This is a genomic window from Brevundimonas sp. GW821-FHT12C05 (assembly GCF_058807475.1).
The window spans coordinates 1,194,787-1,214,567 of record NZ_JBXAQS010000001.1 but is presented as its reverse complement, the minus strand read 5'-3'; the positions used below and the strand labels follow the sequence as shown (position 1 = coordinate 1,214,567).

The window sequence follows — 19,781 nt, the reverse complement described above, 5'->3', positions numbered from 1 at the left end:
CCATCCGCCTACGGACGCGAGGCCATGCCCAACTTGATCGGCTTGGCGTCGTCGGCCGCGCCGCCGCGCTTCACGCCCCAGAGCAGGATGATCGGCGCGCCGACGTAGATCGACGAATAGGTGCCGACGATGATCCCGAACATCAGGGCGATGGAGAAGCCGAACAGGGCTTCGCCGCCGTAGACGGCCAGGGCCGCCAGCACCATGACCGCGGTCACGCCGGTGATGATCGTCCGCGACAGGGTCTCGTTCAGCGACAGGTCGATCACGTCGCGCAGCGGCATGGTCTTGTACTTGCGCAGGTTCTCGCGAAGGCGGTCGAACACGACGACGGTGTCGTTCATCGAATAGCCGATGACGGTCAGGATCGCGGCCACCATGGTCAGGCTGAACTCCAGCTTGAACACCACGATCAGGCCGAAGGTCAGGATCACGTCGTGCAGCAGGCCGGCGACCGCGCCGAAGCCGAACTGGGGCTCGAAGCGGAACCAGATGTACAGGAACATCAGCAGGATGGCCGAGCCCAGCGCCAGCAGGCCGGACTGGAACAGTTCGCCCGACACCTTGGAGCCGACGACGCTGACGCCCGAATAGGTGACCTCGCCGGTCGCCTGGGTGATGGCCGACTCGACCTGGTTCACCACGGCGGTCTGGTCACGGCCATCCGGCACCTGGAAGCGCACGATGGCGGTGGAGCCGTCGTCGATGTTGGTGTCGCGGCGGGCGATGCCCTGCACGCCGACGTCACCGAGGTCCAGGCCGCTGACCGCGCCGCGCACTTCTTCCAGATTGACCACCTGGCCGGCCGGCTTGGACACTTCCAGCGAGGCGCCGCCCCGGAAGTCGATGCCCATGTTCAGGCCGGGAACGAAGCAGGCGATGATCGAGGCGACGCACAGGATCACGGAGACGAACGCCGCATAGCGGGCGTACTTCACGAAATGGAAGTTCGTCTTCTGCGGCAGCAGTTTGATGAGGGGCCATCCACGCATCGCCATCACTCCGCGATCGGCAGTTTTTTGGGCTTGGCCGTCTTCAGCCAGAACGCCAGCAGCACCTGGGCCACCAGCACGGACGACAGGACCGAGGTGAACACCCCGATGCCCAGCGTCCAGGCGAAGCCGCGAACGGGGCCGGCGCCGAAGACGAACATGATCGCCGCCGCCACCAGGGTGGTCACGTTGGCGTCGATGATGGTGGCCATGGCCTTGGAGAAGCCGGCGTCCATCGAGGCGATCACGCTGCGGCCCGCCCGGGCCTCGTCGCGCATCCGCTCATAGATCAGCACGTTGGCGTCGACCGCGACCGCGAAGGTCAGGATCAGGCCGGCGATGCCCGGCAGGGTCAGGGCGGCGCCGACAAGGCTCATACAGGCCACGATCAGCAGGCCGTTCAGCACCAGGCCGATGACCGAGATGCCGCCGAACAGCAGGCCGTAGGCCAGGATCATGAACAGGACGATGATGCCGAAGCCGATGGCCGTCGACAGGGCGCCCGCCGACACGGCGTCCTCGCCCAGCTCGGCCGACACGGTCCGGCGCTCCTCGACCTTCAACGGGGCCGGCAGGGCGCCGCCGTTCAGCAGGTTGACCATCTCGGAGGCTTCCTGGATCGAGAACTGACCCTCGATGATGCCCGAGCCGCCGGTGATGGCGCCGTTGATGCGCGGCGCCGAGATGACCTTGCCGTCCAGGATGATGGCAAAGGGCTTGCCGATGTTGGCGGCGGTCGCCTCGCCGAAGCGGCGGGCGCCGGCGCCGTCGAAGCGGAAGCCGATGGCGGTGCGCTGGTTCTGGTCCTGGGTGACTTCGGCCTTGGTCAGGTTCTCGCCCGACACCAGGATGCGGCGCTTGACCAGATAGGGGTTGCCGGCCTCATCGATCAGCAGTTCGGAATCTGGCGGCACGGAGCCGTTCAGCGCCTCCTGGATCGAGTTCTCGACGTCGACCATCTGGAAGGTCAGCTGGGCCGTCTGGCCGATCAGGCGTTCCAGCTCGGCCGGATCGCTCTGACCAGGAGCCTGGACCACGATGCGGTCCGCGCCCTGGCGGGTGATGGAGATTTCCTTGGTGCCGGTGTTGTCCAGACGGCGGCGGACGACTTCGATGGACTGGCTCACGGCGTCGGACGCCATGGAGTTCATCGTGGTCTCGGTGAAGGCGTAGCGAAGACGGTCGGAGCCCTGCCGCTGGACCAGGCGATCCGCGCCGGTCGGGCTGTTCACGACCAGGGCGCGCATGGCCGTCTGCGCCTGCTCCATCTGCGACGGGTCCGCCAGGGTGACGATGACGCCGTCGCTCTGGCGGGAAATGGTGCTGACGCCGACGCTGGCCTCGGCCAGCACGGTGCGGGCGTCTTCGGCCAGGTTGGTCAAACGCTTCTCGCGCATGGCCGGCACGTCGACTTCCAGCAGCAGGTAGGACCCGCCCTGCAGGTCGAGACCCAGGTTCAGGATGCTCTTCGGCAGCCAGCCCGGCAGCGCATCACGCTGGGCGGGGCTCAGCATGTTGGGCGCCGCGAACAGCAGGCCGAAGGCGACGGACAGGGCGAGAAGGATGACCTTCCAGCGCGACAGATGGATCATGCGGGCTGTCCCGAACCTTTCAGGAGACCGATCAGGCCTTGGCGTCGTTGGCGGCGACCGCGGTGCGGTTGCGGACGTCGGCGATCATCGACTTGACCACGCGGACGTTCACGCCCTGGGCGATCTCGACCATGGCTTCGTCGTTCTCGACGCGGGTGACCTTGCCGATCATGCCGTTCGACAAGGTGACGGTGTCGCCGCGCTTGACCGCCTCGATCATCGCCTTGTGCCGCTTCATCTGCTGCTGCTGCGGGCGGATCATCAGGAAGTAGAACAGCACGATCATCGGAACGATGAAGACGAACGTTCCGGCGGGGCCGGCCAGGAATTCCTGCACTTTGATCTCCGAAAAGCGCGGAGCACGCCCTCGGCGCCGCCCCTGAAAATGAGGCGCGGAACCTAGGGCGCGTCGTCACACTTTGCAACGCGGCGTTCAGGCGCGCCGCGCGTGATGCGTTATCGCGGCAACACGGTCAGCGGGTCGACCGCCGTGGGCTGGTCGCCGCGCACCCGCCAGGTCTCGAAATGGATGGAGGGACGGCCGTCGCCGGCGGTCGTGCCGACCGTGCCGATCTGCTGACCGGCGGTGACCTCGTCGCCGTCTCGGACCACGGCCGAGCCCAGGTGGCCATAGACCGTGCGCCAGCCGTCGCGGTGGACGATCAGCACCGTCAGCCCCTGCCCGACCAGATCGTCGCCGACATAGCCGACCCGTCCGGCGGCCGAAGCGCGGACCTCGGCGCCCGCCGCGGCGCCGATGTTCACTCCGTTATTGCGCTCGCCCATGCCCACCGGGCCGAAACGACGCAGCACGTCGCCGCGCACCGGCCAGTCGAGGCCCGCTGCGCCGCCCGCCGGCGCAGCGGTCGGGGGCGCGGTCGCCGCGGGCTGGCGCGGCGGCGGCAGGGTCGAGGACGGGGGCGGCGGGGGCGGTGGAGGCGCGCGTTCGTCCGGAACGGTCACGCCGTAAGGGGACGGCCCCGTGGCGTAGGGATCGCCGCCGATGTCCACGGCTCCGGCGGGCAGGATGACCCGCTGGCCCGGCGTGATGGCGGCGCGCGGCCCCAAGCCGTTCAGGTCGATCAGCGACTGCACCGGCGTCTGGAAGCGGCGGCCGATGCCGGAAATCGTGTCGCCGGGCTGGATTTCGTAGGCGGCGCCGGCGGTCGGCGCCCCCCTCGCGGGCGGCGGCGGGCTGGCGAAGCCCTCCGAAGCCGGTCCGGCCGCGGGGCGCGAGCCGTTGCCGGGCGTCGATGCCGGGACCTCGGTATAGGGCCGGGTGGGCGCATCGGAGGGACGCGGGCCGGTCGCCGTCGGCGCGTCCAGGGCGCCGCCCTCGATGATCTCGATGGGCGCGCCGCGCGGCGGCGGGGCCTCACGGGCCGGATCGGTCGGGCCGCGCACCCCTTCCCCGGTCGGCGCCGGCCGGGTCGGATAGACGGGCCCCGCCGCCGTCGGCGGGGGTGGGCCGTTCGGCTGGTCGGCGTAGATCGAATAGCGCGGTTCGGCGGGATAGCTGGAACAGGCCGCCAGCAGGCTCATCGCCCCCAGCGCCATCAGGATGCGGAATCCGCCGCCCATTCGATTCATTCGCCCGCTCCGCTTCTGCGCCCAGCCTGTCATCTGACCAGACCCGGAAAACCGCGCCAAAGTTGGGCGGGAAGGTTAACCAAAGCTTGCCGAGGCCGCGATTACCCCTCCTTGGCCGTCCCCTCGACCAGGGGCACGAAGCGCACTTCGGTCAGGCTTTCGCGACGGAAGCTGCCGTCGGGCTGGCCGACATAGCGGTGCAGCATCTGCACCGAACTGCGGCCCACGGGGCAGACCAGGATGCCGCCCGGCTTCAGCTGCTTGAGCAGTTCGGTCGGCTCGCCGGGAGCCGCGGCGGTGACCATGATCCGGTCGAAGGGCGCCTGTTCGGGCCAGCCCAGGCCGCCGTCGCCGTGACGGGTGATGACGTTGTCGATGTCCAGCGTCCGCAGTCGCGTCTCGGCCTCGGTCAGCAGGCTGCGGTAGCGCTCGACGGAATAGACGTAGCGCGCCAGCCGGCTCAGCACCGCGGCCTGGTAGCCGCTGCCGGTGCCGATCTCCAGCACCCGGTGCCGCAGCTGCACGTCCAGCGCCTGGGTCATCAGGCCGACGATGAAGGGCTGGCTGATGGTCTGGGCGCAGTCGATCGGCAGGGCCTGGTCCTCCCAGGCCTGATCGAGGAATTTCTCGTGCACGAAGACGGCGCGGTCGATGGATTCCATCGCCTGCAGCACGCGCGGCTCCGTCACCCCCTGCTGCCGCAGACCGAGGATCAGGCGTCCGGCGCGGTCGTCCCGCAGGTTCATTCGGCCGCCACGACCGTCTTGGGCGGAACGCCGCCCAGGATGCCCTTCAGGTCATTCACGCTGGCCATGTGGGTCAGGTCGATGTGCAGCGGGGTGACCGAGATCTTGCCCTCGTCCATCGCCTTCAGGTCGGTGCCGTCGGCGTGCTCCTGCTTCGCGCCGCGGAAGCTCATCCAGTAGTAGTCGCGGCCGCGCAGGTCGGTGCGCCGCACCGCATGCATCTCGCCGATGTCGCGGAAGCCCTGGCGGGTGACCTCGATCTCGGTCACCGCCTCGGGCGCGCGCGCCGGGAAGTTCAGATTCATCACCACCCCGGCCTGCCAGGGCTGGGCCAGCAGGCGGCTGATAATGGCGGGGGCGTAGGCCTCGGCCGTCTCCCAATGGGCGGTGACCGCGTCGTGGAAGCGCTCCAGCGACTGCGACAAGGCGATGGAGCGGATGCCGAAGGCCATGCCCTGCAGCGCCCCGGCGACCGTGCCCGAATAAGAGCAGTCCTCGCCGACGTTGTGGCCGCGATTGACGCCGGACAGCACCAGGTCGGGCTTCTCGGGCATCAGGTCGTTGACCGCCAGCACGACGCAATCGGTCGGGGTGCCGGTGACGGCGAAGCGCTTGCCGCCCAGCCGGTTGACCCGCAGCGGCTCGGTCAGGGTGATTCCCCGCCCCTTGCCCGACTGCTCGACGGCAGGCGCGCAGACCCAGATGTCGTCGGACAGGGTCCGCGCGATCCGTTCCAGGCATTCCAGGCCCTCGGCCTCGATCCCGTCGTCGTTGGTCAGCAGGATTCTCATGATCGGTCTGACCTAATGCGAAGACCCGACCGGCGCACTCGAAAAATCCGGCGGCGTCCCGCTACTGGATGACTTCCACCCGGTCGGCCTGGATGACCGTGTCGCGGCGGCAGTTGTTGACGATGCGCGAGCCCTGCCAGTCCAGCGCCTGGGCGCCGGCGCGGTCGGCCCAGGGCGTGGCGCGGCCGAACAGCCGGACCCGGGAGCCGCTCAGATCCCCGGCGGCGCGCTGCAGGTCGCGCGGCAGGGCGGCGCTGACGCAGTCCGTCGGGAAGCCATGCGTCAGGTCGCGTTCCTTGGCGTAGAGCCGGATTTCACCGTCGGAGACGCGGGCCCAGCCCTCGAACTGGGTGGCCGAGGCGTCGAAACCGGCGGGCGGCGGGGTGACGCCGGCGGGGATCGAGGCGCAGGCGCCCAAAGCCAGGATCGGGGCCAGGACCAGGGCGGCGGGGGCCAGAAGGGAGAAGGTTCGCATCGGTTCGTTCCTGTGGCGCGTCTCCAGGGCCGGAGACCGGACAATGGACCGGAGCCGCACGACACCCTGATGACGCCGCCGCTCCGTTCCCTGCGCAATGCCTGACGCCGCCGGGGGCTCCCCGCCTTACCGGAGCGTCCGGATAATCAGGCGCCGCCGACCTGCGTCAGCCCGCCCATGTATCCAACCAGGACCTCGGGCACCCGGATCGAGCCGTCGGCCTGCTGGTAGTTCTCCATGATCGCCACCAGGGTGCGGCCGACCGCCAGGCCCGAGCCGTTCAGGGTGTGTACGAACTCGGTCTTCTTCTCGCCGTCGCGCTTGAAGCGGGCGTCCATCCGTCGGGCCTGGAAGTCGCCGCAGTTCGAGCAGGAGCTGATCTCGCGATAGGTGTCCTGCGACGGCAGCCAGACCTCGAGGTCGTAGGTCTTGCGGGCCGAGAAGCCCATGTCGCCCTTGCACAGCAGCATCTTGCGGTACGGCAGCTCCAGCGCCTGCAGGATGGCCTCGGCGCAGCCCACCATCCGCTCGTGCTCGGCGTCGGAGTCCTCGGGCCGGGTGATGGAGACCAGCTCGACCTTGTGGAACTGGTGCTGGCGGATCAGGCCGCGGGTGTCGCGTCCGGCCGAGCCCGCCTCGGCCCGGAAGCAGGGCGTCAGGGCGGTCATGCGGATGGGAGTGGCCAGCTCGGCCTCGGGCAGGATCTGCTCGCGGACGAGGTTGGTCAGGGAGACCTCGGCGGTGGGGATGAGGTAACGCTTTTCGGAGAAGGCCCCGCCCTTCAAACGAGCCAAGAATTCTGGGAATTCCTGGTCGTTTGCCGCTCGCGCCATCTCGGCCGCAGTACCTTCCAGCGCGATACGAAACTCGTCCTCGTCCGTGAGGAACGCCTTGAGTTCCAGCGCCGCTTCGCGGAATGCCGCCGTGTCGGCATCGCGGCGTCGAGCAGCAGTCGCGACCGCATCATCACTGACGGCATCCCAGTCGGTCGAGATCGCCGTAAACAGGTCTTCCTCGAACTTCGGCAGTTGACCGGTGCCGAACATCGCATCGTCCTTGACAAGATACGGCGGGTTCACTTCCAGATAGCCGTTTTTGTCCGTCTGGGTGTCCAGCATGAACTGGCCCACGGCCCGTTCCAGCCTCGCCAGCTGCCCCTTCAGCACGGCGAAGCGCGAGCCGCTCATCTTGGCGGCGGCCTCGAAGTCCAGCAGGCCCAGGGCCTCGCCGAGGTCGGCGTGATCCTTGGCGGGGCCGCCTTCGCGGGGCGTGCCCCAGCGCGAGACCTCGACATTGCCGGCCTCATCTTCGCCCGCAGGGACGTCATCGGCGGCCAGGTTCTTCTGGGCCGCCAACAGGTCGCGCAGTTGCTTGCCGACCTCGGCTTCGACCACCTCGGCGGCGGCGATGTCGCCCTTCAGGGCTTCAACCTCGGCCTTCAGCCGATCGGCCTCGGCCATGTCCTTCTTCGCCATGGCGGCGCCGATCAGCTTGGAGGCGGCGTTGCGCTTGGTCAGCCCCTCCTGCGCGGTCGTCTGGGCCGCGCGCAGTTCGCCGTCGAGGCGCAACAGGTCGGCCACCAGCCCGTCGGCCTCCTCGACCCCGCGCGACGACCAGCCGCTCACGAAGGCGGCGGGATTGTCACGGATGGCGCGGATGTCGTGCATGGCTCTAGCTCTCGAGAGAAGAGCGATGCTCTAGCGGGCGGCGGGGATTCCGCCAACCCGTCCGGCTAGATCAGTCCCGACAGAGGCGAACTGGCGCTGGCGTACATCCGCCGGGGCATGCGTCCGGCCAGATAGCCCTGCCGCCCCGCGATGACCGCGTGCTTCATGGCCGACGCCATCAGGATCGGATCGTTGGCCCCGGCGATGGCCGTGTTCATCAGCACGGCGTCGCAGCCCAGCTCCATGGCCAGGACGGCGTCCGAGGGCGTGCCGACGCCCGCGTCGACCAGCACAGGCACCTTGGCCTGCTCCACGATCAGGCGGACATTGACCCGGTTCTGGATGCCCAGGCCCGAGCCGATCGGGGCGGCGGCGGGCATGATGGCGGCGGCGCCCGCCTCCTCCAGCCGCCTGGCCATGACCACGTCGTCGGTGCAGTAGACCATGACCTGGAAGCCGTCCTTCACCAGCAGGTCCAGCGCCCGCAGGGTCTCGATCATGTCCGGATACAGGTGGGCGGTGTCCGACAGGACCTCCAGCTTGACCAGGTCCCAGCCGCCCGCCTCGCGCGCCAGACGCAGGGTCCGCACCGCGTCCTCGCCGGTAAAGCAGCCGGCGGTGTTGGGCAGGAAGGTGAAGCGGTCGGGCTTCACATAGTCGACCAGCATCGGCTGGTTCGGATCGGTCAGGTTCACCCGGCGCACCGCCACGGTGACGATCTCGGCGCCCGCGGCCTCGGCCGCGTCGGCGTTCTCCTGATAGGTCTTGTACTTGCCGGTGCCGACGATCAGGCGACTGTTGAAGGTCCGGCCGGCGACGGTCCAGCTGTCGGCGGTTTCGGAGACGGAAACGGGGACATGAGCGTTCATGTCCCCGTCCCTACGCCCTCGGGCGCGTCGTTTGAACCCTTACGCGCCCCTCGGCAGCGCGTAGGCGATCACTTCGTCTGACACCGGCGTCTCCATGAAGTGGTGCCCGCCCGGCGCGATGACCAGGAACTGGCGGCCGCCGACCTCATAGACCATCGGCCCGGCCTGGCCGCCGCCCGGCAGCTTGTCCGACCACAGGGTCTTGCCCGTCTTCAGGTCGATGGCGCGGATCAGGTCGTCCGTCGCCGCCGCCACGAAGATCACGCCGCCCGCCGTCACGACCGCGCCGCCGTTGTTGGGCGTGCCGATCTCGATGGGCAGCATGGACGGGATGCCGAACGGCCCGTTCTTGGTCGCCTGGCCCAGCGGACGGTCCCAGATGGTCCGGCCCGTGCGCAGGTCGATGGCGCGGATGCCGCCGTACGGGGGCTCCTTGCACAGCAGGCCGGTGAAGGGCATCCGCCAGCCGGCGTTGACGCTGATCGCATAGGGCGCGCCCGCCTGCGGGTCGCCCGCGCCCTCGGCCCCGCCCTTGCGGGCGTTGGGTTCGCCGCGCGGGACCCAGCCGCGCCGGTCCGCCTCGGCGCGGGGCACCAGCCGGTTATAGTTGGGCATGTCGTTGTAGTTGGCCACGATCACGCCGCGGGCCGGATCGATGGCGATGCCACCCCAGTCCGAACCGCCGTTGTAGCCCGGATACTGGATGTAGCGCCGGTCGGCCGTCGGCGGGGTGTAGAAGCCCTCATAAGCGGCGCTGCGGAACTGGATGCGGCAGATCATCTGGTCGATCGGCGACATGCCCCACATCTGCCGCTCGTTCAGGTCGTGCTCACGGCGCAGGGTGTGATAGCGGCTGACCGGCTGGGTGGGGGTGCGCATCTGCGGCTCGACGCCGCCCCGCGGCGCGGTGAGCTGGCCCACGGGCGTGATGGGCTGGCCGGTGGCCCGGTTCAGCACATAGATGTCGCCCTGCTTGGACGGCAGCACGACCGCCGGGACCGCGCCCGCCGCCGTGGGGAAGTCCACCAGCGTCGCCTGCGATCCGAGGTCATAGTCCCAGACGTCGTGGTGCACGGTCTGGAAATGCCAGCGCGGCTTGCCGGTCGTCACGTCCAGCGCCACCAGCGAAGTGGCGTAGTCCAGCTGGGGCCCGGTGCGGTCGGCGCTGACATAGTCGGCGGCGGTCGAGCCCAGCGGCAGATAGACCAGCCCCAACCGCTCGTCGCCCGAGGCCGTGGTCCACATGTTGGGCGTGCCCAGGGTGTAGATCTGGCCTTCCGGCGGGGTGGTGTTGATGTCGGGACGCATCATGTCCCAGGCCCAGCGCAGCTGGCCGGTGACGGCGTCGAAGCCCTTGATCACGCCCGAGGGCGCCTGCCGGTACTGACCGTCCAGGATCTGGTGCCCGGTCACGACGACGCCGCGCACGATGGTCGGGGCCGAGGTGATCGAGACCATGCCGGGGATCAGCTTGCCCATGTGCTCGGACGTATCGACCTGGCCGTTCTGGCCGAAGCCGGCGCAGCGTTGGCCGGTGCGGGCGTCCACGGCGATCAGGCGGGCGTCCAGCGTGCCCCAGATGATCCGCGCAGCGCAGGGATCGGCCGGAGCCGCGTTCGGCACGACATAATAGCTCACGCCCCGGCAGGCCGCCGTATAGGGGATGTTGTCGTCGCTGACCTGCGGGTCATGCTTCCAGATGTTGCGCCCGGTCGCGGCGTCCACCGCCAACACCATGTTCTTGCCGGTGCAGATATAGAGGGTGTTCCCGACCTTCAGCGGCGTGTTCTCGGAGGCGTATTTGTTCTGCGCGCCGGGCCGGTCGCCGGGCAGGTCGCCGGTGTGCAGGCTCCACACCCGCTCCAGCCGCCCCACGTTCTCGGGCGTGATCTGGGTCAGGGCCGAGTAGCGCTGGGCGTGGTAGCTGCCGCCGAAGGCCGGCCAGTCGGCGCCGACCGGGATGGCGTCCGGATCGCTGGAGGCGACGGCCTGCGCGGCGGGAAGCTCAGACTGCACATGGATCTTGGCCGCATTGGCCGAGGCGACGCCGCCGATCATCAGCAGGGCCAGCAGCCCGACCGCGCCGCCGGCGGCCCAGACCTTGCCGCGCCCTGGCCACAGGGCCGGAAGCGCCGCCAGCACGAGGGCCAGCAGCACGGCGGGCGCGATCACCCGCGGCACCAGGCCCCAGCCGTCGATTCCGACCTCCCACAGCGCCCAGAGCACCGTCAGCACGAAGACGCCGATGTAGATCCACGCTCCCAGCAGACTGCGCCGGATCAGCAGGACCCCGCTGGCCAGCAACCCCAGTCCCGCCAGCAGGTAGTACCAGGAGCCGCCCAGTCCGATCAGCCAGCCGCCGCCGATGGTCAGGGTCAGGCCGATGAGGGCGAAAATGACCCCGAGGGCCGTGATCAGGCCTCCGGCGAGGCCTCCCGGTTTGCGCTCGACGGACATGAAAACACTCCAGCGTGGCAAGGGATTCGGGAGCGCAACACCTCGCCCGCCGTACGGTTCCGGACAAAACCGTGCGCGCCGGATGGACGCCGATCACATTCCGTCGCACGCATCAGGTCCCGGCGCCTTTCGTCAGTTTTCATCGCGCCGCCGGCATGTGTGACTGGGATCACGTGTTGTTCTGTGAAGGAGTGTCGTCATGCGCATCAGGTCCCTCGTCGCCAGGAGCGCCGTCGCGATCCTGCTGGCCTCCACGGCGATCACCGTCATCGGCTGCAGCACCGCCGGCGGACCGGACATGGCGCCGCCGCCCGCGATCGCCCCTCCGCCTCCCCCGCCTCCTCCGCCTTCTCCGCCCGCGCCGTCACGCCCCGCCGTGGTCGGCGAGGCGGCCACCTCGGTCGACGACGTCGTGGTGTCCGGCAGCCGCATCCGCCGCGAGGGGGAAGCCGGAGTCGGGTACGTCGACGACGCCCGGATCGCCGCGCCCACGCCGGTCGCCACGCCCGACCGCAGCACCCGTCCCGCTCAGCCGCGTCCGCCGCAGGCCGGCCTTCTGACCGCCGGCGACTATGACGATCTGCTGAACCCCACCTGGTACGCCGACTATGTCGGCCGCTACCTGCAGGACCAAGGCGGCGTGAGCCTGCCATGGGTCGACACTCGCCAGGCCATCACCATCGCGGTCAGCGACGCCGAAGGCCGTCCCGCGCCCTTCGTGGAGGTTTCGGTGTCGCGGCCGCAGGGCGAGCCCCTTCGCCTGCGCACCCTGGCGGACGGGACCGTGGTCCTGTTCCCCGGCCTGGACCAGCTCGGCCGCACGGCGAACGTCACCGTCGACGGCGCGACCCGTCGGCTGACCGTCGGACCGGATCGCCGGCTGGAGATTCGCACCGCCGCCCGCGCCGCCCAGGTGCGCGCCTTCGACCTGCTGCTGGTCATCGACGCCACCGGCAGCATGGGCGATGAGATGGAGTATCTGAAGCGCGAGCTGGCCTCGATCATGGCCTCGCTGGCCGAGCGCCACCCGCGCGTCGACACCCGCATCGGCCTGATCGTCTATCGCGACAACGGCGACCAGTATGTGGTCCGCGACTTCCCCTTCACCGGGAACATCGACGAACTGGTGCGCCAGCTGGAAGCCCAGAGGGCCGACGGCGGCGGCGACTATCCGGAGGCCATGGACCAGGCCCTGACGCGGGCGCTGGACTATCCGTGGCGCGACAACGCCGTACGCTCGGTCGTGCTGGTCGCCGACGCTCCGCCCCACGACGACCGCATCGCCGCCACCTGGGAGCAGGTGCAGGAGGCCCGGGCGCGCCGCATCCAGATCACGCCTGTCGCCGCCAGCGGCGTGGGTCATCGGGCCGAATTCGTCCTGCGCGCCGCCGCCGCCGCGACCCAGAGCCGCTATCTGTTCCTCACCGACGACAGCGGCGTGGGCAATCCGCACGCGACGCCCGAGGTGAAATGCTACGTCGTCAGCCGCCTGGACAGCCTGCTGCGTCGGGTGCTGGACAGCCAGATCTCGGGCCGCCGCATCGAACCGACGGAAAACGAGGTCATCCGCACCGTCGGTCCCTATGACGCCGGGGTCTGCGCGCCGAAATAGGCCCGACTCAGCCGCCGCCGACGAACTGGACGACCTCGATCCGGTCGCCGGCGGCCAGGGCCGTGACGCCGTGCCGCGAGCGGGGCACGATCTCGAGATTGCGCTCCACGGCGACCTTGCGGATATCCAGCCCCAGCTCCTCCACGAGGGTCAGGATGGTGTCCGCTTGGACCTCGCGAAGCTCGCCGTTGACCTGGATTTGCATGACCTTGCGTCACTCTCTTGGGACGCGCGGCTTGCTTGCGGCCACGCCTGAGCTAAAAGGCCGGTCCGATTCCGGTCGGAACGTCACCTTCGCGAGCGAATGCCCGACAGTCCTGTCCTCTACGTCCTGAACGGCCCGAACCTCAACCTGCTTGGGGTCCGAGAGCCTGAAATCTACGGGCGCGAGACGCTCGCGGACGTTCAGGCGCTGTGCGAACGGACCGCCCAGGGCGCGACCGTGGTGTTCCGCCAGACCAATCACGAGGGCGAACTGATCGACTGGGTCCAAGAGGCCCGCGAGAAGGCTGACGCCCTTGTGATCAATCCCGCCGGCTACGGGCACACCTCGGTGGCCCTGCTGGACGCCCTGAAAACGCTGACGGTTCCGATCGTCGAATGTCATCTGTCGAATCCGGCCGCGCGCGAGCGCTTCCGGCATCGCACCTATGTGTCGGCGATCGCCGCCGGCGTGGTTTCGGGTTTCGGCCCGATGAGTTACGAACTGGCGGTCAAGGCCGCCCTCGGACTGGCGCAGGAACGCCGCCGGTCCGCTGACCGTTCGGTTTAAAGGACAACAAGAGGCTCCCATGGCCGATCCGAAGACGACCGCCCCCAAGCTCAAGAACGAAGCCGAGATCGACACCACCCTGGTGCGGCAGCTGGCCGACATCCTGAATGACACCTCGCTGACCGAGATCGAGGTCGAGCGTGGCGAGCTGCGCATCCGCGTGGCGCGCGAAGCCGCCCCGGTGATGCAATACGCCGCCGCTCCGGCCCAGGCCGCCCCGGTCGCCGCCGCGCCCGCCGCCGTTGCTCCGGCCGCCATGCCGTCCGATCCGGCCACCATCGTCGCCCGGTCGGGCGAAGAGGTGAAGTCGCCGATGGTCGGCACCGCCTACCTCCAGGCCTCGCCGGAAGCCCCGCCCTTCGTCCAGCCGGGCGACAAGGTGAAGAAGGGCCAGACCCTGCTCATCGTCGAGGCCATGAAGACGATGAATCCGATCCAGGCTCCCCGCGACGGCGTCGTGAGGGAAGTGCTGGTCGGCGACGCCCAGCCCGTCGAGTTCGGCGAACCCCTCGTCCTGCTCGAGGCGTAAGCCATGTTCACGAAGGTCCTGATCGCGAACCGCGGTGAAATCGCCCTGCGGATCCACCGCGCGTGCAAGGAGATGGGTATCTCCACCGTCGCCGTGCACTCCGAGGCCGACCGCGGCGCCATGTGGGTGCGGCTGGCCGACGAGAGCGTCTGCATCGGCCCGGCCCCGGCGGCCAAGTCGTACCTGAACATCCCGTCGATCATCGCGGCGGCTGAAATCACCGGCGCCCAGGCGATCCACCCCGGCTACGGCTTCCTGTCCGAGAACGCCCGCTTCGCCGAGATCGTCGAAGCCCACGGCATGACCTTCATCGGTCCCAAGCCCGAGCATATTCGGGTCATGGGCGACAAGATCACCGCCAAGCAGACCGTGATGGACGCGGGCATTCCCGTCGTTCCGGGCTCCAAGGGCGAGGTCGAGACCGTCGAGGCCGCCATCGAGGCGTCCAAGACCATCGGCTTCCCCCTGATCGTCAAGGCCTCGGCCGGCGGCGGCGGACGCGGCATGAAGGTGGCCCTGACCGCCGATGACCTGGTCGAAGCGGTCCAGACCGCCCAGTCCGAGGCCCTGGCCGCCTTCGGCAACGGCGCCGTCTACATGGAGCGCTATCTCCAGAAGCCGCGCCACATCGAGCTGCAGGTCATCGCCGACAGCCACGGCAACGTCGTCCACCTGGGCGAGCGCGACTGCTCGCTGCAACGGCGCCACCAGAAGATCCTGGAAGAGGCCCCCTCGCCCGCCCTGTCGTCGGCCGAACGCACCGCCATCGGCGAGACGGTCAACAAGGCCATCGCCGCCATCGGCTACCTGGGCGTCGGCACCATCGAGTTCCTGTGGGAGGACGGCGAGTTCTTCTTCATCGAGATGAACACCCGCCTGCAAGTCGAGCATCCGGTTACGGAAATGATCACCGGGGTCGACCTGGTGCGCGAGCAGATCCGCATCGCCGCCGGTCTGCCGCTCAGCTTCAAGCAGTCGGATGTGACCTTCAACGGCCACGCCATCGAATGCCGCATCAACGCCGAGAACTCGGAGACCTTCACCCCCTCGCCGGGCACGGTCACCGACTTTCACGCCCCCGGCGGCCTGGGCGTGCGGCTGGATAGCGCCATCTACGCCGGCTATTCGATCCCACCCTATTACGACAGCCTGATCGGCAAGCTGATCGTCCACGGCCGCGACCGCGAGGAGTGCATCGCGCGCCTGAAGCGTTCGCTGGGCGAGATGGTCGTGGGCGGCATCGACACCACCATTCCCCTGTTCCAGAAGCTGCTGCAGGAGCCCGACATCCTGTCCGGCGACTACGACATCCACTGGCTGGAGAACTGGGCCAAGCGCCAGAAGGGCGAAGCCTAGCCCCGGTGGAGGAACCGGGCTTCAGCGCCTCATCCCCCTTCGGCGGCTTCGGGCCGGACGAACTGCTGAACTGCTACGCCACCGGCGTCTTCCCCATGGGCGAGGCGCGCGACGACCCGCGCGTCTTCCTGGTCGAACCTGACCAGCGCGGCGTCATCCCGCTGGACGGCTTCCACATTCCCACCCGGCTGCGAAAGACCGTGCGCTCCACCCCGGTCCAGGTGCGGGTCGACACCGCCTTCAGCGCCGTGCTGGACGCCTGCGCCGCCTCCATGCCCGGCCGTGAGGACACCTGGATCAACGCGCCCATCCGGCGGCTCTACATCGCGCTTCAGGCCCGCGGGCACGCCCATTCGGTCGAGGTCTGGCGCGACGAGCGGCTGGTCGGCGGCCTGTACGGCGTGACCCTGGGCGGTGCCTTCTTCGGCGAGAGCATGTTCAGCCGCGAGCGCGACGCCTCAAAGGTGGCGCTGGTGCATCTGGTGGGGCGGCTGAAGCGCGGCGGCTGGCGGCTGCTGGACGCCCAGTTCCTGACCGAGCACCTCAGCCAGTTCGGAGCGGTCGAGACGCCGCAGGCGGCCTATCTGCGGCAGTTGAAGGCGGCGCTGCGCGTGCAGCCCGAGGTCCGTTCGCTGTTCGAGCCGATGACGGGGGCGGAAGCGGTCTTCTACGCCCTGCAGCCGACGACCCAGGCGTCGTAGATCGGGTGCTGCAGGCCGTTCACGGCCGGCGCGGACGCGAACATCCACCCGCGGAAGATTTGGCGCGGCGCGGCGGTCTGAACGACGCCTCGCGGCTGGAGGCTGACTTCCAGATAGGCGATGGAGTCGCCGACCTGTTCATCCGAGGCCGAGACCTCGCAGGCGCGGGCGGTGAAGATCAGCGTGCGCTGGAAGCGGACGGGACGCCCTCCCACCTCGACCTCGAAGCGCATGCGTTCGGCGGTGATCTTGTCGACGGCCTCGACGATGGCGACGCGGCGGCGCTGGCGGCGGCCCGGCGTGGTCGAGGGCTCGCCCCGGACTTCGGCCTTCTCGTCCGCCTTTTCCTCGTCCGCCTTCTCGGCGTCGGTCTCTTCGGCGACGGGGGCGACGACGACCGGTCCGGGCGGGGTGATGGCGATCGGTGCGGCGGGCGCCGGCGCGGCCTCGGGGGCCGGCTCGGCGGGCGGGGTCGTCTGCGGCGTCGGCTGACGATTCAACTCGGCCGTGGGATCCACGGGACGGGCGTCCTGGGGCAGGTCGTTCAACGCGGACGCCACGACGACGCCGGCGACGAGGATCGCCGCGGCGGTCACGCCCGCGAGGATGAGCCCGCGACGCTTCATTCCGGACGCCAGGCCTCATAGTCGCCGGTCGCGGCCGGGCGTTGGCCCTCGGCGGCCAGCGAGCCCTGCGGGCGCCACGCCATCGGCGTGCCGGTCAGGTTGGGCAGGTGATCCTTTTCCCACGACCGGCGCGGCAGCGGCTCCACGGTCGGCGGCTCGTCGTAGGTGTAGTGCATCCAGCCGTGCCACTCGGGCGGCACCTTGGAGGCGTCGGCATAGCCGTTGTAGATCACCCAGCGGCGCTTGCGGCCGTCATAGCTGACGTTGTCGCGCGACTGGTAATAGGTGTTCCCGAATTCGTCGGTCCCGATCTTCTCGCCACGCTTGGCGATGGTGAAGAAGGTGCCGATGGTGGCGCCGCTGGTCCAACCGAAGATTCTGCCTAGCACGTCGGGAATTCCACTCGTCTCGTGCCGCCCGGAACACCCCGGCGACAGCGACGCTGATCATAGAAACCGCGAAGGCTTCCGTCCAGCGGAACGCGGCGGCGGCGAAACTCAACATCTTGGGGGTAACCTTGATGCGACACGCCAGATTTATTGCGAGGAACCGGTTTCAACCGCTAGCATCGGTAAAAGCCGCCTCGAGACCTTCATGCGTCCCCAGCCTCGCTTCGCCGTCCTCGCCTCCGCCGTTCGCCGCTCCGTGCGCGAGATCGAGCGTGGCGGGCGGCTGATCGATGTCCTGGCCCCCGAGGACTGGTCCGACGCCCGGGCCGAGGCCTGGCTGGACTGGGCCGCGGCGGAAGGCCTGCCGCTGGACGGCGAGGACCTGATCGTCGAGGCCGCGAACGCCTTCGCCGCCCGTCAGGCGCCCGACGAGACCCTCGCCGCCGAGCTGGCCGCCACCCTGCGCCTCGGCCTGGCCACGCCCGCCCGGCCGCAGGCGGTGGCCGCCGGGGACGCCCTGACCCTGTCCGATCCCGCCGCCGCGCGCCTGCTGACCGCTGAAACCGCGCGGCGCCGCGCCCTGCGTCTCGCGGCCGGAGCCGTCGACGCCGTGGCCGCCGCCCTGGCCGCCGTCAGCGAGGCCGTCAGCCGCTGCGAGGGACCGCGCGGCGACTGCGCCGATCCGGCCATCAACCCGGCGTTGGCCCGGGCCGCGATGACCGCACGCCGGGCCGGGGCCTCGGACGCCGACATCCTGCGGGCCGTCGCGGGCGAATCATTCGAGGCCGCGCCCCTGCCCGCCCGCCCTGTGGCGCCATGGACCGCCGTCGCGGATCGCGGCCTGATCGCCTCGGGCGCGCCGGAGGCCGTTCTGGCCGCCGAAGGGGCGCTGGACGGCGATCTGATCCTGACCTTCGACCCCGAGACGGCGGAGTTGGCCGCGGAGGCCGCCCGCGGCGCCGGGGCGCTGATCTCCCTGACCGCCCTGCGCGGCCTCGCCGGCGACGGCTTCGAGGCGGCGCTGGCCGACCTGTCCGGACTGTGGACCACGGCTCTGTCGGACGGCGGTTCGGTTCCGGTGAGCGTCGGACTGGCGGACCTGGCGGACCTGGTGCTGGTCGAGGGCGTGGCGGATCCGCTGGCCCGCGCCGCGGAGCTGGCCGCCATCGTCGCCGAAGCCGGCGCCTCCGGCCTGTTCATCGACGACCGCGAGGCGATGTTGCGTCTGGGCGCCTCGCCCCTGACCGCGCTGGACCGGTTCGAGACCGCCGACGGCGAGACCGTCGCCCGCCTGAGGCCCGCCCTCGCCCGGCGGATCGAGGCCGACGGCGGCGAGGTCGAGGACGCCGAACGACATCTGCTCGGCCGCCGCTCGCTGGCCGGCGCGTCGGGCGTCGATCACGCGGCCCTGCGCGCCCACGGCTTCACCGATGTGGAGCTGGAGGGCGTCGAACTGGCCCTGGCCCAGGTCGAGCGGCTCCAGGACGCCTTCCGGGCCCCGGTGCTGGACGCCGGCTTCCTGCGCGACGTGCTGGGGATCGAGGACGCCGCCGAGGACGATCTGCTGGCCCGCCTCGGCTTCACCGACGAAGACATCGCCGCCGCCGGGGCCTGGGCCTTCGGTCACGGCGACCTGGAGGGCTGGACGGGCGCGCCCGAGGCCCTGTCGTCGGTTCTGACCGATCCCGCCGGCTTCGAGACCGGCCTGCGGGCCGCGCTGGAGCCGTTCAGCGGCGCGCCGGACCTGGCGCCGGTCGCGCTGGACTGGAACGCCACTCCGGCCCAGGCGGCCCGTGTCCTGGCCGACGCCGCCCGCGACGGCCGCCGCGCCGTCCGCCTGCGCCGCGTCGCGCCGCCCGCCGGACCGCTGCTGGACCTGCCCGACAGCGCCGGTCAGGACCGCGAGCGCCGCCGCGAGCCCGAGGTCCGCAACGTCGAGCGCGTGGTCGAGAAGGTCATCGAGCGCGACCGCACCCGCCGCAAGCTGCCCGACCGCCGCAAGGGCTATATCCAGAAGGCGGCGGTGGGCGGCCACAAGGTCTACATCCACACCGGCGAGTACGAGGACGGCGAGCTCGGCGAGATCTTCATCGACATGCACAAGGAAGGCGCCGCCTTTCGCTCGCTGATGAACAATTTCGCCATCGCGATCTCGATTGGCCTGCAATACGGCGTGCCGCTGGACGAATTCGTGGACGCCTTCGTCTTCACCCGGTTCGAGCCGGCCGGCCGCGTCACGGGCAACGACTCGATCAAGTCGGCGACCTCGATCCTGGACTACATCTTCCGCGAGCTGGGCGTGTCCTATCTGGACCGGCAGGCGCTGGCCAATGCGGACGCCGGGCCGGGCGACGGCCTGGGGGGCGGCGACGGCGAGGTCGCTGAAGCGGTGCCGGCGGCCCGCTTCATCTCCAAGGGCTTCGCCCGCGGCGCGGCGCCTGACAACCTGGTGGTCCTGCCTTTCGGCCAGAAGAAGGAGGTCGCGCCCACGCCCGCCGCCCCTGTCCCGGGCGAAGCGACGGCCTGCCCCGCCTGCGGCGACCTGGCCCTTCAGGAACGCGGCGCGGGCTGGATCTGCGACACGTGCGGGGCCGCGCCCTCGATGCAGGGTTAAATC

Annotated in this window: 19 protein-coding genes; 6 read left to right on the top strand and 13 right to left on the bottom strand. The window is 69.9% G+C overall.

What is annotated here, in order from left to right; translation table 11 throughout:
* Positions 1-8 precede the first annotated feature (8 nt).
* The 10 genes from secF to AC1RRF_RS05600 form a co-directional block, all read right to left on the bottom strand.
* Positions 9-998 carry a protein translocase subunit SecF gene (gene secF, locus AC1RRF_RS05645; RefSeq protein WP_492833481.1) on the bottom strand — a complete coding sequence of 330 codons (990 nt, stop codon included), beginning with the start codon at positions 996-998 and terminating at the stop codon, positions 9-11.
* The gene (gene secD, locus AC1RRF_RS05640) at positions 998-2,584 is read right to left on the bottom strand and encodes a protein translocase subunit SecD (protein ID WP_492833480.1); all 1,587 of its coding nucleotides are present in this window, start codon (positions 2,582-2,584) and stop codon (positions 998-1,000) included. Before secD ends, secF begins: the two co-directional genes overlap by 1 nt.
* Before the next feature lie 31 nt (positions 2,585-2,615).
* Positions 2,616-2,921, bottom strand: coding sequence for a preprotein translocase subunit YajC (gene yajC / locus AC1RRF_RS05635; RefSeq protein ID WP_492833479.1), 306 nt, complete (start codon positions 2,919-2,921; stop codon positions 2,616-2,618).
* Positions 2,922-3,040: 119 nt separating this feature from the next.
* A complete protein-coding gene (locus AC1RRF_RS05630) occupies positions 3,041-4,174 on the bottom strand; it encodes a peptidoglycan DD-metalloendopeptidase family protein (protein ID WP_492833478.1) in 1,134 nt (377 codons plus the stop codon).
* A gap of 101 nt (positions 4,175-4,275) precedes the next feature.
* Positions 4,276-4,920, bottom strand: coding sequence for a protein-L-isoaspartate(D-aspartate) O-methyltransferase (locus tag AC1RRF_RS05625; RefSeq protein ID WP_492833477.1), 645 nt, complete (start codon positions 4,918-4,920; stop codon positions 4,276-4,278).
* Entirely contained in the window at positions 4,917-5,711 is a 795-nt protein-coding gene (gene surE, locus AC1RRF_RS05620; RefSeq protein ID WP_492833476.1) for a 5'/3'-nucleotidase SurE, read from the bottom strand. Before surE ends, AC1RRF_RS05625 begins: the two co-directional genes overlap by 4 nt.
* A 61-nt stretch (positions 5,712-5,772) precedes the next feature.
* A complete protein-coding gene (locus AC1RRF_RS05615) occupies positions 5,773-6,186 on the bottom strand; it encodes a hypothetical protein (RefSeq protein WP_492833475.1) in 414 nt (137 codons plus the stop codon).
* Positions 6,187-6,332: 146 nt separating this feature from the next.
* Positions 6,333-7,853 carry a serine--tRNA ligase gene (gene serS, locus AC1RRF_RS05610; RefSeq protein WP_492833474.1) on the bottom strand — a complete coding sequence of 507 codons (1,521 nt, stop codon included), beginning with the start codon at positions 7,851-7,853 and terminating at the stop codon, positions 6,333-6,335.
* Between the two features lie 65 nt (positions 7,854-7,918).
* Complete coding sequence (locus AC1RRF_RS05605) at positions 7,919-8,722, bottom strand: thiazole synthase (protein WP_492833473.1); 804 nt, start codon at positions 8,720-8,722, stop codon at positions 7,919-7,921.
* A 39-nt stretch (positions 8,723-8,761) separates the two neighbouring features.
* Positions 8,762-11,179, bottom strand: a complete 2,418-nt coding sequence (locus tag AC1RRF_RS05600) for a membrane-bound PQQ-dependent dehydrogenase, glucose/quinate/shikimate family (protein WP_492833472.1) — start codon at positions 11,177-11,179, stop codon at positions 8,762-8,764.
* 199 nt (positions 11,180-11,378) lie between these two features.
* On the opposite strand from AC1RRF_RS05600, the gene AC1RRF_RS05595 reads away from it, so the two are divergent.
* Entirely contained in the window at positions 11,379-12,791 is a 1,413-nt protein-coding gene (locus tag AC1RRF_RS05595; protein ID WP_492833471.1) for a vWA domain-containing protein, read from the top strand.
* A gap of 7 nt (positions 12,792-12,798) precedes the next feature.
* Here the strand turns inward: AC1RRF_RS05595 and thiS are convergent, their stop codons facing one another.
* On the bottom strand, positions 12,799-12,996 hold the full coding sequence (thiS, locus tag AC1RRF_RS05590) for a sulfur carrier protein ThiS (RefSeq protein WP_492833470.1): 198 nt from the start codon (positions 12,994-12,996) through the stop codon (positions 12,799-12,801).
* A 99-nt stretch (positions 12,997-13,095) separates the two neighbouring features.
* Here thiS and AC1RRF_RS05585 point away from each other — a divergent pair, with 99 nt between their 5' ends.
* The 4 genes from AC1RRF_RS05585 to aat are packed head-to-tail and all read left to right on the top strand — an operon-like array spanning position 13,096 to position 16,149.
* Positions 13,096-13,563, top strand: a complete 468-nt coding sequence (locus AC1RRF_RS05585; protein ID WP_492313195.1) for a type II 3-dehydroquinate dehydratase — start codon at positions 13,096-13,098, stop codon at positions 13,561-13,563.
* Between the two features lie 19 nt (positions 13,564-13,582).
* On the top strand, positions 13,583-14,092 hold the full coding sequence (gene accB / locus AC1RRF_RS05580; RefSeq protein WP_492833469.1) for an acetyl-CoA carboxylase biotin carboxyl carrier protein: 510 nt from the start codon (positions 13,583-13,585) through the stop codon (positions 14,090-14,092).
* Positions 14,093-14,095: 3 nt separating this feature from the next.
* Positions 14,096-15,448 carry an acetyl-CoA carboxylase biotin carboxylase subunit gene (gene accC / locus AC1RRF_RS05575; protein WP_492833468.1) on the top strand — a complete coding sequence of 451 codons (1,353 nt, stop codon included), beginning with the start codon at positions 14,096-14,098 and terminating at the stop codon, positions 15,446-15,448.
* 5 nt (positions 15,449-15,453) lie between these two features.
* Positions 15,454-16,149: a leucyl/phenylalanyl-tRNA--protein transferase gene (aat, locus tag AC1RRF_RS05570; protein WP_492833467.1), complete on the top strand. Its 696-nt coding sequence runs from the start codon at positions 15,454-15,456 to the stop codon at positions 16,147-16,149.
* Here aat and AC1RRF_RS05565 read toward each other — a convergent pair.
* Positions 16,116-16,775, bottom strand: a complete 660-nt coding sequence (locus AC1RRF_RS05565; RefSeq protein ID WP_492833466.1) for a DUF2155 domain-containing protein — start codon at positions 16,773-16,775, stop codon at positions 16,116-16,118. The two genes, aat and AC1RRF_RS05565, sit on opposite strands and share 34 nt — an antisense overlap.
* Entirely contained in the window at positions 16,772-17,164 is a 393-nt protein-coding gene (locus AC1RRF_RS05560) for an NADH:ubiquinone oxidoreductase subunit NDUFA12 (protein ID WP_492313200.1), read from the bottom strand. Before AC1RRF_RS05560 ends, AC1RRF_RS05565 begins: the two co-directional genes overlap by 4 nt.
* 205 nt (positions 17,165-17,369) lie before the next feature.
* Here AC1RRF_RS05560 and AC1RRF_RS05555 point away from each other — a divergent pair, with 205 nt between their 5' ends.
* A complete protein-coding gene (locus AC1RRF_RS05555; RefSeq protein ID WP_492833465.1) occupies positions 17,370-19,778 on the top strand; it encodes a TSCPD domain-containing protein in 2,409 nt (802 codons plus the stop codon).
* Positions 19,779-19,781 lie beyond the last annotated feature (3 nt).

Bases quoted from the DNA above. Each gene is read 5' to 3' on its own strand.
- AC1RRF_RS05555 (WP_492833465.1), top strand. From the start codon at position 17,370: ATGCGTCCCCAGCCTCGCTTCGCCGTCCTCGCCTCCGCCGTTCGCCGC.
- AC1RRF_RS05625 (WP_492833477.1), bottom strand. From the start codon at position 4,920: ATGAACCTGCGGGACGACCGCGCCGGACGCCTGATCCTCGGTCTGCGG.
- accC (WP_492833468.1), top strand. From the start codon at position 14,096: ATGTTCACGAAGGTCCTGATCGCGAACCGCGGTGAAATCGCCCTGCGG.
- AC1RRF_RS05600 (WP_492833472.1), bottom strand. From the start codon at position 11,179: ATGTCCGTCGAGCGCAAACCGGGAGGCCTCGCCGGAGGCCTGATCACG.
- thiS (WP_492833470.1), bottom strand. From the start codon at position 12,996: ATGCAAATCCAGGTCAACGGCGAGCTTCGCGAGGTCCAAGCGGACACC.
- AC1RRF_RS05595 (WP_492833471.1), top strand. From the start codon at position 11,379: ATGCGCATCAGGTCCCTCGTCGCCAGGAGCGCCGTCGCGATCCTGCTG.
- secD (WP_492833480.1), bottom strand. From the start codon at position 2,584: ATGATCCATCTGTCGCGCTGGAAGGTCATCCTTCTCGCCCTGTCCGTC.
- surE (WP_492833476.1), bottom strand. From the start codon at position 5,711: ATGAGAATCCTGCTGACCAACGACGACGGGATCGAGGCCGAGGGCCTG.
- AC1RRF_RS05615 (WP_492833475.1), bottom strand. From the start codon at position 6,186: ATGCGAACCTTCTCCCTTCTGGCCCCCGCCGCCCTGGTCCTGGCCCCG.
- serS (WP_492833474.1), bottom strand. From the start codon at position 7,853: ATGCACGACATCCGCGCCATCCGTGACAATCCCGCCGCCTTCGTGAGC.
- secF (WP_492833481.1), bottom strand. From the start codon at position 998: ATGGCGATGCGTGGATGGCCCCTCATCAAACTGCTGCCGCAGAAGACG.
- AC1RRF_RS05605 (WP_492833473.1), bottom strand. From the start codon at position 8,722: ATGAACGCTCATGTCCCCGTTTCCGTCTCCGAAACCGCCGACAGCTGG.
- AC1RRF_RS05630 (WP_492833478.1), bottom strand. From the start codon at position 4,174: ATGAATCGAATGGGCGGCGGATTCCGCATCCTGATGGCGCTGGGGGCG.
- AC1RRF_RS05585 (WP_492313195.1), top strand. From the start codon at position 13,096: ATGCCCGACAGTCCTGTCCTCTACGTCCTGAACGGCCCGAACCTCAAC.
- accB (WP_492833469.1), top strand. From the start codon at position 13,583: ATGGCCGATCCGAAGACGACCGCCCCCAAGCTCAAGAACGAAGCCGAG.
- AC1RRF_RS05565 (WP_492833466.1), bottom strand. From the start codon at position 16,775: ATGAAGCGTCGCGGGCTCATCCTCGCGGGCGTGACCGCCGCGGCGATC.